This is a genomic window from Streptomyces sp. 2A115 (genome assembly GCF_052245575.1).
Taxonomy (GTDB): Bacteria; Actinomycetota; Actinomycetes; order Streptomycetales; family Streptomycetaceae; genus Streptomyces.
This window is the reverse complement of the sequence record NZ_JBQQCG010000029.1, coordinates 93,039-108,877: the sequence shown is the minus strand read 5'-3', so window position 1 is coordinate 108,877 and position 15,839 is coordinate 93,039. Positions and strand designations below refer to the sequence as shown.

Here is a 15,839-nt window from a genome sequence, read left to right as displayed (position 1 = left end):
ATGACCACCCTGCAGAGTGTCCCGGCTCTCGGGACGCGCCCGGCCAACGGCTCAGCTGCGTTCTATTCGAAAGCAGTGAGCCGCGCCGAGACCCGGGAGCAGCTGTCCAAGGCGACATACGACCTCCTGGTGATCGGTGGCGGGATTCTGGGCATCTCCACCGCCTGGCATGCCGCACAGTCGGGCCTGCGGGTGGCCCTGGTCGACGCCGGCGACTTCGCCGGCGCGACCTCCTCCGCCTCCTCCAAGCTGCTCCACGGCGGTCTGCGCTATCTGCAGACCGGCGCGGTGAAGCTGGTGGCGGAGAACCACTTCGAGCGCCGTGCGGTCTCCCGCCAGGTGGCCCCCCACCTGGCGAATCCGCTCACGTTCTACCTCCCCGTGTACAAGGGCGGGCCGCACGGCGCGGCGAAGCTCGGCGCGGGCGTCTTCGCCTACTCCGCGCTGTCCGCGTTCGGCGACGGCGTGGGGCATCTGCTGAGCCCGTCGAAGGCGGCGCAGGACGTGCCCGAGCTGCGTACGGACAACCTCAAGGCCGTGGCCGTCTACGGCGACGACCAGATGAACGACTCCCGGATGGCCCTGATGACGGTCCGCGCGGCCGTCGCGTCGGGTGCCGTCGTGCTGAACCACGCCGAGGTCACAGGGCTGCGCTTCACCAAGGGCCGGGTCACCGGCGCGGACCTCAAGGACCGCACGAACGGCGAGGAGTTCGGCGTGAACGCGCGCCTCGTCCTCAACGCCACCGGCCCCTGGATCGACCACCTGCGCAAGATGGAGAACCCCGACGCGGCTCCGTCGATCCGCCTGTCGAAGGGCGCGCACCTGGTCCTCAAGCGCACCTCGCCCTGGAAGGCGGCGCTGGCGACCCCCATCGACAAGTACCGCATCACCTTCGCCCTCCCGTGGGAGGACATGCTGCTGCTCGGCACGACCGACGAGGAGTACGAGGGCGACCCGGCGGACGTCGCGGTCAACGAGAAGGACATAGCCCAGATCCTGGACGAGGCCGCGTTCTCGATCCGCGACCAGCAGCTGTCGCGTGACCTGATCACGTACTCCTTCGCGGGGCTGCGGGTGCTGCCCGGCGGACCTGGCGACACGTCGAAGGCCAAGCGGGAGACGGTCGTCACGGAAGGCCGGGGCGGCATGCTGTCCGTCGCGGGCGGCAAGTGGACGACCTTCCGGCACATCGGCCGTACGGTCATGAAGAAGCTGGAGGCGCTGCCGGGTCATCCGCTCGGCGAGGACTTCGAGCCCATCTCGGAGCTGCCGAAGAAGCTGCCGCTGCCGGGTGTCGCCAACCCGCGCGCGGTCGCCCACCGGCTCCTGGTCGACGGTGCGGCGTCCGGCCCGCGTATGGGGGCGGACACCGCCAGGCACCTGGCCACCCACTACGGCTCGCTCGCCTTCGACATCGCGCGCCTCGCCAACGACAACCCGGAGCTGGCCGAGCGCGTCCACCCGGACGCCCCGGAGATCTGGGCGCAGGTCGTCTACGCCCGCGACAACGAGTGGGCCGAGACGGCGGACGACGTGCTGCGCCGCCGTACGACGCTGACGATCCGCGGGCTCGCGACGGACGAGGTGCGGGACAAGGTGCAGGACCTGCTCGACAAGGAGTAGGCGAGGGGTAGGCGTACGGCCTTGGTCTAGGGGCGGCTGCCACGCGGGGAGCCGCCCCTTCGGCGTACGTTCCTCAGCCCTGCCAGCGGCCGCCGGAGAAGCGGACGAAGGCCTCGACGACATCCGCGGGCATGATGTCGCGGACGTGCAGCGGCGGTCACGTCGCCCAGGTGCCGCCCGGCGAGCAGCACGACGGTCATGGCGAGCAGGGTCGACTTGCCGGAGCCGGGGCCGCCGAGCACGAGGAGCCGGCGCACGTCGAGCCCTGGCAGGGCGTCCGCGACGTCACCGAGCCGGTCGCCGCGCACGGGGCGCGGGCCGGTGTCGTGCGCGGCCGACGCGCGCCGGCGGGCGAGCCGGCGCACCGCGAGCGGGGCCTCGGTGTCGCCGAGTTCCCAGGCGGCCACCTCGGCCGACCACTGGGCGCGTACGGCGCGGGCCAGCTCCTCGGCCGCGCTGTCCGCGGGCTCACGCGGGGGCGGCAGGTTGACGACGAGGTCGCCGTGGATGTGCCCGGCCATGACGAGGTACTCGACCGTGCTGTCCGGCACGTTGTTGCGCACTTCGGACGGTGGCCTCCACTCGTCCCGTCCGCCCCCACCGCCCCGTAGTGTGTCCATGGACGGATTGTCACCGTCCGAACCTCGGTCGTCACCCGAACTCACCGTATCCACATACCCTTTGACGTTCGGACGCGGACGATGTGACGATCCGGCGCGTACGGGCGACGGGTCCGCGCACCGGTACAGCGCACCCGATCCCCGTATCATCGGCGCTCTGACGTGCTTCTTGCCCGCATAATGAGCCCAGACATCGGATGTCTGAGCGACAGGGAGGCCCGCCATGGCAGTCACCGATGAGGCGATCGAGAAGATCAAGGGCATGATCGTCTCCGGCGCGCTGCGCCCCGGCGACAGGCTTCCCAAGGAGAGCGAGCTCGCCGCCGACCTGGGCCTGTCCCGCAACTCCCTGCGGGAGGCGGTGCGGGCCCTGTCCCTCATCCGCATCCTGGACGTCCGACAGGGCGACGGCACGTACGTCACGAGCCTGGACCCGCAGCTCCTCCTGGAGGCGCTGAGTTTCGTCGTCGACTTCCACCGCGACGACACGGTCCTGGAATTCCTCGCGGTGCGCCGCATCCTGGAACCCGCCGCGACGGCGATGGCCGCCTCGCGCATCAGCGAGCAGCAAGTCGACGCGCTGACCGCCCAGTTGGACGCGCTGGGCACCGCCCCCTCGGTGGAGGAGCTCGTCGCCTGCGACCTGGAGTTCCACCGCGGCATCGTGCAGAGCTCCGGCAACTCGGTGCTCTGCTCCCTCCTCGACGGCCTCTCCGGGCCCACGACCCGCGCCCGCATCTGGCGCGGCCTGACCCAGGAGGACGCGGTCAGCCGCACCCTGCACGAGCACCGCGCGATCCTCACCGCGCTGCGCGACCGGGACGCGGAGGCGGCGCGCTCGTGGGCGACGGTGCACATCGCGAGCGTGGAGCAGTGGCTGCGGTCGACACTGTGAACTGCCGTTCCACGTGAGGCCGGATGGTGCCGCAACTCGATGTGGCGGAACCGGTGGAGGCGCCGACCTGCCGCAGGACGCCGTGGTGTTCGTGGGCGTCCGCGAGGAAGATCACGACGTCGCGGGGGAGGCCGGCCCGGAGGAGAGGTAGCAGCGGGCGACCGTGTACCAGCTCCAGGCTGCCTGGCGGATACCGATCGCCAGGCCCGTCGGCAGGCGGGGATCAGACCGACGACGCAGGGCCCGAAGAAGTCGCCGGCGGCCTCCCCGCCCCACACCCGCGTCGAACCCCAGAGCTGGGCGAAGCAGCCTTGAATGCCGATCAGCACCGCCCCGACCTGCTCGGCGGCCCCGCCGGTGAGGGTCGCCTGCGTGCTAGCCCCCTCCCCTCGCTCGGCCGGGGACGCCGGACCTCTGGCGGTCATCCGACGTATAACGCCACCTTGTCCACAAGGCTCAAGCTCACGGTCGAGGTCGGCCCGGGACAGCTCGGATGACTGCGGGGTGTTCCGAGGTGGCGAACGGGGCAGTCATCCGGTCACTCCCCCACGCAAGGGGGCTGCGGGCGCCCCCCGCGCAAGCCGTAAGGTTGGGGCGTACGCGAGGGCACGTCGGAAGGAGGCGCTGGGTGATCGAGCTCGAGGGGGTTCCCGAGCTGGTCGACCCGGTCATGGTGGCCGCGTTCGAGGGCTGGAACGACGCCGGCGACGCCGCCTCCACCGCGGTCGCGCATCTGGACAGGGAATGGAAGGGCGAGGTCTTCGCGGCGCTCGACGCCGAGGACTACTACGACTTCCAGGTGAACCGGCCCACCGTGTGGCTGGACGGCGGCGTACGCAAGATCACCTGGCCGACGACAAGGTTGTCGGTGGTCCGGGTCGGCGGGGACAAGCCGCGCGACCTGGTGCTGGTGCGGGGCATCGAGCCGTCGATGCGCTGGCGCTCGTTCTGCAACGAGATCCTGGGCTTCGCGCATGAGCTGGGCGTGGAGCTGGTGGTGATCCTGGGCGCCCTGCTCGGTGACACCCCGCACACGCGGCCGGTCCCGGTCAGCGGAGTCACGTCCGACTCGGACCTGGCCCGCACCATGGACCTGGAGGAGACCAAGTACGAGGGCCCCACGGGCATCGTCGGCATCCTCCAGGAGGCGTGCACGCACGCGGGCGTACCAGCGGTGTCGCTGTGGGCGGCCGTCCCGCACTACGTCTCGCAGCCGCCGAACCCGAAGGCGACGCTGGCCCTCCTGAACCGCCTGGAGGACCTCATCGACATGCGGATCCCGCTGGGCGAGCTGCCCGAGGACGCGCGGGCCTGGCAGCTGGGCGTCGACCAGTTGGCGGCCGAGGACAGCGAGGTCGCCGAGTACGTGCAGACGCTGGAGGAGGCCCGGGACACCGCCGAGCTGCCCGAGGCGTCCGGTGACGCGATCGCCCGCGAGTTCGAGCGCTATCTGCGCAGACGGGACGGCGGCGGTCCGGCGACTCCGCCCGGCGGCCACGCCACGGAGAGCGGCGACCCGGCCACGTACCTCCGTGACAACCCGGGCGGCCGCGCCCGGCCGCCGAAGCCGCAGCGGTCCGATCCCTCGGATGTCGACGCCGATCCGGCTCCGAACGACCCGACCCCGGACGATCAGACTCCGAACGACCCGGCTCCGGACGACCCGTCGGAGGACTGAACCGCCAGAGGCGGTGCACACGCCGCGCACCGCCCCTGATTCGCTGATTCGTCGGACACCCGTCAGTGCTTCTCCACCGACACCACGGAGTACGTCGTCTCCGGTGTCGGCGTCGTGGTGAAGCGGGCGTTGGGCAGATAGAGCCGGTCCCGGTACGCGGCCACAGTGGTCGGCACGTCGAAGCCCGGGGCGGTCAGGCGCCGCAGGAAGGTGCCGCTGCGCCCGTCGGGTGCGACCCGGAAGACATCGATCGCGTTCTGCCGGTTCTGCACGACGTACAGCGTCCGTCCGGTCAGCAGCAGCCCGTCGCCGTTGGTGAGCGGGGCCGCGTCCCCGAGGTCGACCACCTCGGTCACGCCGGTCTTCGGGTCGACGCGGTGCAACAGGCCGACGCCGGACTGCACGACGAGGAGCGCCGAGCCGTCCGGAGTGGGCGCGATCCCGTTGGCGTTCACGACCTCGCCGGGCACCTGGCTCCAGTCACCGCCCAGCGTGAGCCGTACGACCTCGCCCGGCCCGGGCAGCGCGCCATCGCGGCCCAGCGGCAGGGCGTAGAGCGCGGGCCTGTACGAGTCGGTGAACCAGGCCGCGCGGCGGGTCAGGAGCACGTCGTTGGCGAAGGTCGGAGTTCCGGTGGCCAGTACGTACGAGGCGAGAATCGCGCCCGAGCGTACGTCCACCACTCGCGCACCCTCACCGCGCCCCGCGACGAACAGCCGCCCCCGGTCGTCGAGTTTGAGCCCGACGGACGGTGTACCGGGGCCTGCCGAAATGATGCCGCCCTGTCCGGTTCGCAGATCGGCTCGGTAGATCGAGCCGTTGCCGAGCGACCCCAGGTAGGCGTACGGGCCGCCGCCGATCGCGATGCCCTCCGGGCGGAAGCCGTCGGGCAGCGGGATCGTGGTGGGCCAGGGGTTTCCGGACTGCTTTCCGGACTGTGCGGACGCGCCGGCCGGTGATCCGAGCAGCGCGGCGCCCGCGGTCGCGGCACCGGCCGTGAGCACTCTTCGGCGGCTGAGACTACGTGCGAAGGAACCGTGCGTGGGTGCCACTTTGGTGTCCTTCCTGGAAGGGACCGGTAGTTGGCCGGTCCAACGGTCAACTGGCCCCGCCAGCCCATCACATGCCGGCTTTCCCCACAGCCCCCGGTGGCTGACCGACAGCATCTCGACAGCGTCTGGCCGGATTGTGGCGTGACATCGTTTTCCGGACGGATTGCACAGGGTTCCCCATTCAACTTGTTTTCAAACGCAGTTGACCAACTCGGGGCTGGACGAGTCGGCTCGGGAGGAGCAGGGTGTGCCCCGAAGGCGCGGTCCGAGGAAACAGAACAGAAATGGATCGGCACAGCTCGACACAGATCGACTCGACACAGATCGACACAGATCGAGGCACACAACTTCAGATTCAGCATCCCGCACGGACCGAAGGGAGCGGCACGCGATGACCGACCAGGTACAGCCGGCGCAGGGCCCGGGAGCGTCCGGGCCGGGGCCCGACGGAGCGGGATTCAGCTATCGAGGAGCCGAGCAGGAGCTGATCGTCGTCGCACGGCCCGAGGCCCGGCTGCGTGCCGGGGCCGAGGGGATCCGTTCGGCGGCCGGCGCCGACGTGTCGGCGCTCAACATGTTCCTCAGCGACGAACAACTCGCCCTGGAACCGCTGTTCGGCAGCGAGGAGCGGTTGCAGTCCGCGGCGCAGCCCCCGGGCTCGGGCGCCGAGACGCTGCCGGACCTCGAGCTCTTCTACCGGGTCCGCGGGGTCGACACGCGAGCCCAGGAGCTGCGGTCACGGATCGCCGCACTGCCGGAGATCGACACGGCGTATGTGAAGCCGGGTGCCATGCCGGCCTCGCTGGGGTCCGTCGGCCAGCGCACCGACGACAAGCAGCGTAAGGAAGGCGCCCCGGTCACGCCCGACTTCACCAGCCGCCAGGGCTATCTGCGTCCCGCGCCGGAGGGGGTGGACGCCCATTGGGCCTGGCAGCGTCCCGGCGGGTCCGGCCAGGGCGTCACCGTGATCGACGTGGAGGGGGCCTGGCAGCTGGGCCACGAGGATCTGGCCGCCAAGCTCGCGGGCGTCGTCGTCGGCACCCCGATCCAGGACCTGGCCTGGCGCAATCACGGCACCGCCGTCATCGGCGTGATCGGCGGCGACCGCAACGAGTACGGGATCACCGGCATCGTGCCGGACACCGTGACCGCGGCCGCGTCCTTCCAGGGCATCGGCACCGCGGCCGCGATCCACGCGGCGGCCGAGCGGCTGAACACGGGCGACATCATCCTGATCGAACTGCACCGCCCGGGACCGCGGCTGGACTTCGAGGTGCGCGACGACCAGCAAGGCTACATCGCGCTGGAATGGTGGCCGGACGACTTCGCGGCCATCCGGTACGCGACCGCCAAGGGCGTGCTCGTGGTGGAGGCCGCGGGCAACGGCGGCGAGTCGCTCGACGACGCGGTGTACGAGCGCCGCCCCGACGAGTTCCCCGAGTGGTGGCGCAACCCCTTCAACCCGTCCAACCAGTCCTCCGGCGCGATCCTGGTCGGCGCGGGCGCTCCGCCGCCCGGCACGCACGGCCGCGACCACGGCCCGGACCGCTCCCGCCTGGCGTTCTCCAACTACGGTGCGCGCGTGGACGCGCAGGGCTGGGGCCGCGAGGTCACCACGACCGGCGGCTTCTGGGACCGGCCCGGCGATCTGCAGGGCGGCGCCGAGGAGATCGCCTGGTTCACGGACACCTTCTCCGGGACCTCCTCCGCCTCCCCGGTGGTGGTCGGCGCCCTGGCCGCGCTGCAAGGCATGCTCAAGGCGGCCGGCCAGGAGCCGATGTCCCCGGAGCGGGCGCGCAAGGTGCTGCGGGTCACGGGCTCCCCGCAGCAGGACGCGCCGGGCCGGCCTGCGTCGCAGCGGATCGGCAACCGGCCCGACATCAAGGCGGCGGTCGCACATCTGCTGCCGGAGGCGGTCGGCTCGGGCCAGGCCGAGCGGTACTGGGACGAGCTGCTGCCGTATCCGCGTGAACTCCCGCCCAGGCTCCGGCTGTTCGTGGCCGGCGACTGGCGGAGTCTGAACCACCCGTCGCCCGAGATCCGCCAGGCCGTGCACGCCGCTTTCGCGGGCGGACGGCCCGACGTTCGCGTCTGGTTCTCGGACGACGAGATCGTCGGCCTGGTCGTCACGGGCTGACGAGACCAACCACTGCTCAACCATTGAGGGAAGGTGGCACCCGCATGAGCACCACCCCGCAGATGAGCCAACAGGGACAGCAAGGACAGCAGTTCCCGGGCACCTCGCCGTATCAGCAGCAACAGCCGTACGGCCAGCAGGGCCAGCAGCCTTTCGGACCGCAAGGTCAGCAGGGCCAGCCGAGCCAGCAGATGCAGCCGTTCGGCCAGCAGATGCAGCAGCCCTTCGGCCAGCAGCAGCCGTACCAGCAACAGCAGCCGTTCGGCCAGCAGGGCATGCCCGGTTCGCTCGAGCAGCTCCAGCAGCTCGGCCAGCAGCAGCCGTACCAGCAACTGCTCCAGCAGCTCGGCCGGCAGCAACAGCAGTTCGGCCAGCAACAGCAGTTCGGCCAGCAACAGCAGCAGGACGAGCAGGCTCAGCAGGTCGAGCAGCAGGCGCAGCAGCAGCTCGCGCAGGTCTCGCAGGCCGCGCTCCAGCAGGTGGTCCAGCAGGTCTCGGCGCAGGCACTCACCTCCGGTGTGGCGAACGGCTACATCGACATCGTCCACCCGCTCCAGGGGCAGCCGAGGCAGATCTTCCTGCGCATCAACAACCAGTTCCGGGTCCTCAACAACCCGACCCCGCAGGCTCACGACCAGATCCAGGAGGCCTTCGCGTTCGGCCACCAGGTGGTGGGCATCTGGGACACCCAGTCTCCGAACGTCCTGCGGAGCGTCCGGATCCAGAGGCTCTGACTCGCACGTGAACGAACGGATGGGGCGCTTCCTCCGCGCGGAGGAAGCGCCCCATTCTGTGAAGTACCGATTCTCTCAGGTACCGGGGAGGTCCCGCTGTCTCACAGGGCCACGCCCAACAGGGCGTCCACGGCACGCGACACGACGCCGGGGGCGCCCTCGTCCGTACCGCCCTCGGTGTGTTGCCGCACGGCCCAGCGGTCGACGGCCGCGAGCGCGGCCGGCGCGTCCAGGTCGTTCGCGAGGGCCTCGCGGATCTCGTCGACGAGTGCCTCGGCGGGCGGGCCGTCGGGCCGCGACACGGCGGCCCGCCAGCGGTCGAGGCGCGCGAGGGCGTCCTGGAGCACCTGGTCGGTCCACTCCCAGTCGGCCCGGTAGTGGTGCGAGAGCAGCGCGAGCCGGATGGCCGCCGGGTCGACCCCGTCGCGGCGGAGCGTCGACACGAAGACCAGGTTGCCCTTGGACTTGGACATCTTCTCGCCGTGGAGAGCCACCATGCCGGCGTGCACGTACGCCTTGGCCATGGGGAACTCGCCGGTCAGCGCCTGCGCGTGGGAGGCACCCATCTCGTGGTGCGGGAAGGCGAGGTCGGAGCCGCCGCCCTGCACGTCGAAGGTCATGCCCAGGTGGTCGAGCGCGATCGCGACGCACTCGATGTGCCAGCCGGGCCGGCCCTGCCCGAGTGAACCGCCGTCCCAGCTCGGCTCGCCCTCGCGGGCGGCCATCCACAGCATCGGGTCGAGTGGGTTCTTCTTGCCCGGGCGGTCCGGGTCGCCGCCGCGCTCGGCGGACAGCAGCCGCATCGCCGCGGCGTCCAGGTTGGACACCCGGCCGAAGTGCGGGTCCGCCTCGACGGAGAAGTAGACATCGCCCTCGAGCTCGTACGCGGCCCCGGCGTCCCGGAGCCGCTCGACCAGCGGGACGATCCCGGGTATGGCCTCGACGGCGCCGATGTAGTGCCGCGGCGGCAGCATCCGCAGGGCGGTCATGTCCTCGCGGAAGAGGGCGGTCTCCTTCTCGGCGAGGCCGACCCAGTCGACGTTGTCCCGCGCGGCGCGCTCCAGGAGCGGATCGTCGACGTCCGTCACGTTCTGGACGTAGTGAACCTGCCGCTTGGTGTCGAGCCACACGCGCTGCACGAGGTCGAACGCGTTGTAGGTCGCCGCGTGACCCAGGTGGGTCGCGTCGTACGGAGTGATCCCGCAGACGTAGATACGGGCGACGGGACCGGGGTCGAGAGTGACAAGACCACCGGTCGCGGTGTCGTGGATCCGGAGGTCGCGGCCCTCGCCGGGCAGGGCGGGGACCTCAGAAGCGGGCCAGGCATACATGTCTCGAGCCTAACCGGACGGAGGTTCCGTATACGAACCGGACCAGGCCTTACGGCCGGGAAGGCGCTATTGCATACGCGACCGAAGTGTGCTCCACCCGCTATACGGGCGGCCAGGGGATCGCGGGCCACTCCCCCGAGGGCTCCGGGTGCCGTCCGGACTGCAGCAGACGGGCCACACGCGCGCGCGTGGCGTCCACTTCGGCCTCCGTGATCAGCTTCACCAGCCGCAGGCCCAGCGCGCCGCCCAGGGCGTCCCTGAGGCCTTCCAGGACCCCTAGCGCCTCGGGGGTGAGCTTCTCCCCCGCCCAGCCCCACAGCAGGGTCCGCAGCTTGTTCTCGACGTTGAAGGTGACCCCGTGGTCGATCCCGTAGAGCCGGCCCTCGGGTGCCGGCAGCAGATGCCCGCCCTTGCGGTCCGCGTTGTTGATCACCGCGTCGAGCACCGCCATCCGGCGCAGCCGCTCGTCGTCGGCGTGCACGAGCAGCGCCGTCCGCCCCTCGCCGACCTCGGCGAACGCGACGGCCTTCCAGCCCTCACCGGGCTCCTCGCCGTCGACCAGCGCGAGCAGCTCCGCGCCGTCGGGCATCGGCTCGATCCACAGCTGGCACATGCCCTCGCCGTACGGGCCGTCGCGCAGGACCGTCGTCGGGACGAGCCCCCAGCCGGTCGCCTCGGACACCTCGTACGCCGCGACCTCCCGCTGCGCCAGCGTGCCGTCGGGGAAATCCCACAGCGGTCGCTCACCGGCGACCGGCTTGTAGACGCAGGACGACTTCCGCCCCTCGTACGACACGTCGCAGAGCAGCACCGCGTTGGAGGCCTCGCGGATCTGTCCGCGCACCGTCAGCTCGCCCTCGGTGAGCAGCTCGGCGTTGGTCACGCTTCGCGGCGGTATCCGTTCTGGCGCGGACATACGTGTCCTTCCGGGTCGAGCGGGAGACTGCACAGCGGGCAGGGCGGCCGGCCGGCGTTGACGACGTCGAGGGCGCGCTTGGCGAAGGCGCGGGCCTGCGCGCCGGTGAGGCGGACCCGCAGCATCGGCGGTCCGTTCTCCTCGTCCTGCAGGAGCCTTTCCTCGGCGGCCGCGAGGTCCTCCTCCGAGTCGGCGTCCAGCTCCACGAGCGCCTGCGCCTCGACGATCATGCGCTGCTCGTCACCGTCCCAGGCGAGCGCCATGGTGCCGACCCGGAACTCCTCCTCCACGGGGGTGTCGAGAGGGTCGGTGTCGGAGACCTCCGCCGGGGCCATCGCCGGAACGGGAGCGCTGCCCCCGGTACGCCGCACGACCTCGTCGAGAAGCTCTTCCATCCGCTCGGCGAGTGCCGCCACCTGCGTCTTCTCCAGGGCCACGCTGGTCACCCGGGGGCCGGCGATGGCCTGCAGGAAGAAGGTCCGGCGCCCGGGCAGTCCGACCGTACCGGCCACGAAACGGTCCGGTGGGTCGTAGAGGAACACCTGACGGGACACGTCCTGTCTCCATTGGATCGATTGCATCCGCCATGACTCGCGTCTGCTGCTGACAACTACTGCGCTGCTTCGACCGCTTCACCCTACTGCGGCCGACGATCACGGTGCGCCCGCACTGCCCCCGACCGTGGCGTCCTCGCCGGGGGGCTCCTCGCGCGGCGCGAGGGACGCGAAATCGCCGGTGTCCCCGAGGCGTACGAGAAAGGGCCGCAGCCGGGTGTAACGGATCGCGGTGATGGAACACGGTTCTACGGAGATCCGCTGGAAGAGGTCCAGATGAAGTCCGAGCGCGTCCGCGACGAGGGACTTGATGACATCGCCGTGCGAGCACATGAGGTATACGGCGTCGCCGCCGTGATCGCGCTCCACGCGCGCGTTCCACTCGCGCACCGCCTCGGCGGCCCGCGTCTGCATGGCCCGCATCGACTCCCCTCCGGGGAACGCGGCGGCGGACGGATGCGCCTGGACGACCTCCATCAGCGGCTCGTCCATCAGCTCGGCGAGTTTGCGGCCGGACCAGTCTCCGTAGTGGCACTCACCGATGCGCTCGTCGGTGTGCGGGCGCAGTTCGGGCCGGGCGTCGAGGAGCGGCTGAATCGTTTCCTGGCAGCGCTGCAGTGGGCTGGTGACGACCTCGGAGATCGGCAGTTCGGCGAGACGCGCGGGCAGCGCGGCGGCCTGCGCGGCCCCGCGCTCGTCGAGGGCGACACCGGGTGTCCACCCGGCGAGCAGTCCCGCGGTGTTGGCGGTGGAACGTCCGTGCCGGACAAGGATCAAGGTGGGCATGCGGCCCAGCCTAGGGCCCTTCTGATGGATCTCCGTGGGAAAAGGAGCGGCGTTCGGTGCGTGCTCTCGTCGTGCCGGGCGGAAGTCCTCGATGGGGGTCCCCCCGCGCGAGCGACGCCGAGCGTGGTGGAGGAGCTACTTGGGCTTTCGCGCGGTGCGGCGAGTGGGGCCACCTCCCACGTCCTTAAGGCTGTGGGGGAGCGTGCCGGGCGTCGCGACGCCGCGGAGATCCATCAGAAGGGCCCGAGGGGGTGTCGTCGCGGGGCAGCCGGGCGTGCGGCGACAGGGCCTGGGCGGTGGCCGGAGTGCGTCACGGCCCGAGCGACGGGAGAATACGCTCCGTGATCGTCGACTGTGCCATCTACCGCGACGGACACCGGACGGAGGGTCCCTCCGACCTCTCCGACGCCCTGGACGAGGCACGTACCTCGGTGGACGCGTTCGTGTGGATCGGACTGTACGAACCCACGGGGAAGGAGTTCGACCTCGTCACCGAGGAGTTCGGTCTGCATCCACTGGCCGTCGAGGACGCCCTCAAGGCACACCAGCGGCCCAAGCTCGAGGTGTACGACGACTCCCTGTTCGCGGTCCTCAAGCCCGTGACGTACGAACCGGACAGCGACACCGTCTCCTCCGGGGAGCTCATGATCTTCCTCGGCGACTCCTTCGTGGTGACCGTGCGGCACGGCGAGGGCTCGCCCCTCACGGCCGTGCGGCGCCGCCTGGAGCAGGATCCGGAGATGCTGCGCCTGGGCCCGACGGCGGCGCTCTACTCCATCGCCGACGCCACGGTCGACCACTACCTGGAGGTGGTGACCGAGCTCCAGAACGACCTGGAGGAGGCGGAGGCGGAGGTCTTCTCGCCGGACAGCGGCGGCTCACGGCACACCGCGTCCCGGATCTACACCTTCAAACGGCAGATCCTGGAGTTCCGCAGGGCCACGGGCCCGCTGGGCGCCCCGCTGATCCGGCTCGCCGGCTCGGGTGTCTACAGCCCCGGCGTGCCGTTCGTCGACAACAAGGCCCAGCCGTTCTTCCGTGACGTCAGCGACCACCTGACCCGGGTGAACGAGTCCGTGGAAGGCCTGGACCGGCTGGTCTCGGACGTCCTGTCGGCGCATCTGGCGCAGATCAGCGTGCGGCAGAACGACGACATGCGGAAGATCTCAGCGTGGGCGGCCATGGCCGCGGTCCCCACGATGATCGCGGGGATCTACGGCATGAACTTCGACCACATGCCGGAGCTGCACTGGCTGTGGGGCTACCCGACGGTGGTGCTCGTGATGGCCGTGTTGGAGATCCTGCTGTTCCGGCTCTTCAAGCACCGCGGCTGGCTGTAGGCGGCTGCTTTTCGCGCTCCACGCGTGTGTGCCCGTACGAATGCTCCACGCGCGCGTGGCGCCTGCCTATGCGAACTCCGGTTCCGTCGTCGGCCCGCCCAGGGCGTCGCGCCGCTCCGGCATCTTCAGCGAGACCATCCGCCGCCAGCCGACGAGACGCTCGTACGCGTACACGGCGTGGATGCCCGCGGCGAGCACCGATGCCTTGGCCTTCGGCCAGCCGAGGATACGACCCATGTGGTCCATGACGGCGAGACTGACGTCCCGGTAGATCCGGATCTCGGCTAGCGCGCACTCGCGCAGGGTCCGCTGGATGGCGCGGCCGTGTCCCGCGTACGCGAAGCGCAGCAGTTCCTCGTGGCAGTAGGCGAGGTGGTTGTCCTCGTCGTTGGAGATCATCCGCACGGCCTTGCCGATCTCCGGGTGGTCCCCGAAGTCCTTGCGCAGCATGACCATCTGGTCCGCGGCACGCTGCTCGGTGACCCTGCTGTGGGAAAGGTACGTGACGATGTCCTGCACGGTGAGCGGCTCGTCGCTCTTGAGTTTGTCGTGCGCGAGCCCGATGCCGTGACGCTCCAGGATCATCGTGTAGTCGGTCTCGGACGGGACTTCGACCGGCTTCAGTCCACGCTTCTTCAGGAGGGCGTTGAAGATCCGCCCGTGCTTGTCCTCGTCCGCGCCGTGCCGGGTGATCTTGGGTGCGAGTGCGCGTTCGCTGTCCGGGACGAGGGCCGCGATCCGCGCGTTCTCCCAGCCTCCCTGTGACTCCCCGCTTGCGGCGATGGAGCAGAAGAGCTGGAACGAGTCGTCGTTGTCGAGGATCTCCTGGAAAAGACTCTTGGCCGAAAGCATGACTGCCACCTCCATGCAGGACTCCGCAAAGAACGAGTCAAATGCGGTACCAGGGGTGCGGCAACATCTGTGTCGGACAAATCCGCCGAACGGAGGACGCGGAGGGACTGTGAGGCGCGTAACCAAGGGGGCCGTGGCGCGTTGTTCCCCGTGACGGCCGTGGCGGGGAAGACCCCCGAGCCCCCACCACGGCCGCAGAACCTCTCCCGCCCGTCGTACGCCGTGTTACGCGAGTCCGGCCCGCTCCAGGGCGTCGGAACCGGCCCGGAGCGAGGCGATCCGCTCGTCCAGTGTGAAGCCCGCCGGGGCCAGCGTCAGCGTGGTGACCCCCGCGGCCGCGTAGGCCTTCATCCGGTCCGCGATGCGGTCCACGGAACCGAGCAGCGTGGTCTGGTCGATGAGCTGCTGGGGAATGGCGGCGGCCGCGCCCTTCTTGTCGCCGGCCAGGTACTTGTCCTGGATCTCGGCGGCCTCCTTCTCGTAGCCCATGCGCTGCGCGAGCTGGTTGTAGAAGTTCTGCTTGCGGCTGCCCATGCCGCCCACGTAGAGCGCGGTGTAGGGGCGGAAGTTGTCGGCCAGGGCGGATACGTCCCTGTCCCCTTCCTTGGGGCCCAGCGCCAGCGGCAGCGTCGGGCAGACGTCGAAGCCGTCCATGGTCTTGCCGGCCTTCTCGCGGCCCGCACGCAGGTGCTTGATCGCGGTGTCCTCGAGGTGGTCGGCCGAGGGGAAGATCAGCAGGGCACCGTCGGCGATCTCGCCGGTCTGCTCCAGGTTCTTCGGACCGATCGCGGCGATGTAGAGGGGGATGCGCTCGCGCTCCGGGTGCACGGTCAGCTTGATCGGCTTGCCCGGCCCGCCCGGCAGCGGCAGCGTCCAGTGCTCGCCCTCGTACGACAGGCGCTCGCGGGTCATCGCCTTACGCACGATCTCGACGTACTCACGGGTGCGGGCCAGCGGCTTGTCGAACTTGACGCCGTACCAGCCCTCGGAGACCTGCGGCCCGGAGACGCCGAGACCGAGGCGGAAGCGGCCGCCGGAGAGCGAGTCGAGCGTCGCGGCCGTCATCGCGGTCATCGCCGGCTGGCGGGCCGGAATCTGGAAGATGGCCGAGCCGACGTCGATGCGCTCGGTCTGGGCGGCGACCCATGTCAGCACGGTGGCCGCGTCCGATCCGTATGCCTCGGCGGCCCAGCAGACCGCGTAGCCCAGGCGGTCGGCCTCCTTGGCCACGGCGAGATTGTCGGCGTCCATTCCGGCGCCCCAGTAGCCGAGGTTGATCCCGAGCTGCATGGCCGAATCCCCTTACTGATCAGTAACG

The 15,839-nt window shown here is 70.5% G+C and carries 14 protein-coding genes; 6 read left to right on the top strand and 8 right to left on the bottom strand.

Annotated elements, in window-relative coordinates; translation table 11 throughout:
- Positions 1-1,626, top strand: a complete 1,626-nt coding sequence (locus ACTWQR_RS25070) for an FAD-dependent oxidoreductase (RefSeq protein ID WP_443229404.1) — start codon at positions 1-3, stop codon at positions 1,624-1,626.
- Positions 1,627-1,652: 26 nt separating this feature from the next.
- Here ACTWQR_RS25070 and ACTWQR_RS25065 read toward each other — a convergent pair whose 3' ends face one another.
- The gene (locus ACTWQR_RS25065; protein ID WP_443229403.1) at positions 1,653-2,246 is read right to left on the bottom strand and encodes a hypothetical protein; all 594 of its coding nucleotides are present in this window, start codon (positions 2,244-2,246) and stop codon (positions 1,653-1,655) included.
- Positions 2,247-2,469: 223 nt separating this feature from the next.
- Between ACTWQR_RS25065 and ACTWQR_RS25060 the strand changes: the two genes are divergently transcribed.
- Together ACTWQR_RS25060 and ACTWQR_RS25055 are read left to right on the top strand one after the other, a co-directional pair.
- Positions 2,470-3,141 (top strand): FadR/GntR family transcriptional regulator, encoded by a 672-nt coding sequence (locus tag ACTWQR_RS25060; RefSeq protein WP_443229402.1) that lies wholly within the window; start codon positions 2,470-2,472, stop codon positions 3,139-3,141.
- Between the two features lie 628 nt (positions 3,142-3,769).
- On the top strand, positions 3,770-4,819 hold the full coding sequence (locus ACTWQR_RS25055) for a PAC2 family protein (RefSeq protein ID WP_443229401.1): 1,050 nt from the start codon (positions 3,770-3,772) through the stop codon (positions 4,817-4,819).
- Between the two features lie 62 nt (positions 4,820-4,881).
- On the opposite strand, the gene ACTWQR_RS25050 is transcribed toward ACTWQR_RS25055, so the two are convergent.
- Positions 4,882-5,871 (bottom strand): SMP-30/gluconolactonase/LRE family protein, encoded by a 990-nt coding sequence (locus ACTWQR_RS25050; RefSeq protein ID WP_443229400.1) that lies wholly within the window; start codon positions 5,869-5,871, stop codon positions 4,882-4,884.
- Positions 5,872-6,262: 391 nt separating this feature from the next.
- Here ACTWQR_RS25050 and ACTWQR_RS25045 point away from each other — a divergent pair, with 391 nt between their 5' ends.
- Both ACTWQR_RS25045 and ACTWQR_RS25040 read left to right on the top strand, forming a co-directional pair.
- Positions 6,263-8,008, top strand: a complete 1,746-nt coding sequence (locus tag ACTWQR_RS25045; RefSeq protein WP_443229399.1) for a S8 family peptidase — start codon at positions 6,263-6,265, stop codon at positions 8,006-8,008.
- A gap of 44 nt (positions 8,009-8,052) precedes the next feature.
- Entirely contained in the window at positions 8,053-8,742 is a 690-nt protein-coding gene (locus ACTWQR_RS25040) for a hypothetical protein (protein WP_443229398.1), read from the top strand.
- A 101-nt stretch (positions 8,743-8,843) separates the two neighbouring features.
- Here the strand turns inward: ACTWQR_RS25040 and mshC are convergent, their stop codons facing one another.
- From mshC to ACTWQR_RS25020, 4 genes are all read right to left on the bottom strand, one after another.
- Positions 8,844-10,073 (bottom strand): cysteine--1-D-myo-inosityl 2-amino-2-deoxy-alpha-D-glucopyranoside ligase, encoded by a 1,230-nt coding sequence (gene mshC / locus ACTWQR_RS25035; protein ID WP_443229397.1) that lies wholly within the window; start codon positions 10,071-10,073, stop codon positions 8,844-8,846.
- Positions 10,074-10,173: 100 nt separating this feature from the next.
- Positions 10,174-10,989: an SCO1664 family protein gene (locus ACTWQR_RS25030; RefSeq protein ID WP_443229396.1), complete on the bottom strand. Its 816-nt coding sequence runs from the start codon at positions 10,987-10,989 to the stop codon at positions 10,174-10,176.
- On the bottom strand, positions 10,953-11,543 hold the full coding sequence (locus tag ACTWQR_RS25025; protein ID WP_443229395.1) for a DUF3090 domain-containing protein: 591 nt from the start codon (positions 11,541-11,543) through the stop codon (positions 10,953-10,955). The genes ACTWQR_RS25030 and ACTWQR_RS25025 overlap by 37 nt, the downstream gene beginning before the upstream one ends.
- A 99-nt stretch (positions 11,544-11,642) precedes the next feature.
- Positions 11,643-12,329: a histidine phosphatase family protein gene (locus ACTWQR_RS25020; protein WP_443229394.1), complete on the bottom strand. Its 687-nt coding sequence runs from the start codon at positions 12,327-12,329 to the stop codon at positions 11,643-11,645.
- Positions 12,330-12,670: 341 nt separating this feature from the next.
- Between ACTWQR_RS25020 and corA the strand changes: the two genes are divergently transcribed.
- Positions 12,671-13,669 (top strand): magnesium/cobalt transporter CorA, encoded by a 999-nt coding sequence (gene corA / locus ACTWQR_RS25015; protein ID WP_443229393.1) that lies wholly within the window; start codon positions 12,671-12,673, stop codon positions 13,667-13,669.
- 66 nt (positions 13,670-13,735) lie between these two features.
- Here the strand turns inward: corA and ACTWQR_RS25010 are convergent, their stop codons facing one another.
- The gene (locus ACTWQR_RS25010) at positions 13,736-14,521 is read right to left on the bottom strand and encodes a ferritin-like domain-containing protein (RefSeq protein ID WP_443229392.1); all 786 of its coding nucleotides are present in this window, start codon (positions 14,519-14,521) and stop codon (positions 13,736-13,738) included.
- Positions 14,522-14,746: 225 nt separating this feature from the next.
- Positions 14,747-15,811: an LLM class F420-dependent oxidoreductase gene (locus ACTWQR_RS25005; RefSeq protein ID WP_443229391.1), complete on the bottom strand. Its 1,065-nt coding sequence runs from the start codon at positions 15,809-15,811 to the stop codon at positions 14,747-14,749.
- Between the last annotated feature and the right edge of the window lie 28 nt (positions 15,812-15,839).

What these genes read in the sequence shown, in the direction of transcription:
- ACTWQR_RS25065 (WP_443229403.1), bottom strand. Translation starts at nt 2,246, where the DNA reads ATGGACACACTACGGGGCGGTGGGGGCGGACGGGACGAGTGGAGGCCA.
- ACTWQR_RS25020 (WP_443229394.1), bottom strand. Translation starts at nt 12,329, where the DNA reads ATGCCCACCTTGATCCTTGTCCGGCACGGACGTTCCACCGCCAACACC.
- ACTWQR_RS25060 (WP_443229402.1), top strand. Translation starts at nt 2,470, where the DNA reads ATGGCAGTCACCGATGAGGCGATCGAGAAGATCAAGGGCATGATCGTC.
- ACTWQR_RS25070 (WP_443229404.1), top strand. Translation starts at nt 1, where the DNA reads ATGACCACCCTGCAGAGTGTCCCGGCTCTCGGGACGCGCCCGGCCAAC.
- ACTWQR_RS25030 (WP_443229396.1), bottom strand. Translation starts at nt 10,989, where the DNA reads ATGTCCGCGCCAGAACGGATACCGCCGCGAAGCGTGACCAACGCCGAG.
- mshC (WP_443229397.1), bottom strand. Translation starts at nt 10,073, where the DNA reads ATGTATGCCTGGCCCGCTTCTGAGGTCCCCGCCCTGCCCGGCGAGGGC.
- ACTWQR_RS25005 (WP_443229391.1), bottom strand. Translation starts at nt 15,811, where the DNA reads ATGCAGCTCGGGATCAACCTCGGCTACTGGGGCGCCGGAATGGACGCC.
- ACTWQR_RS25010 (WP_443229392.1), bottom strand. Translation starts at nt 14,521, where the DNA reads ATGCTTTCGGCCAAGAGTCTTTTCCAGGAGATCCTCGACAACGACGAC.
- ACTWQR_RS25045 (WP_443229399.1), top strand. Translation starts at nt 6,263, where the DNA reads ATGACCGACCAGGTACAGCCGGCGCAGGGCCCGGGAGCGTCCGGGCCG.
- ACTWQR_RS25040 (WP_443229398.1), top strand. Translation starts at nt 8,053, where the DNA reads ATGAGCACCACCCCGCAGATGAGCCAACAGGGACAGCAAGGACAGCAG.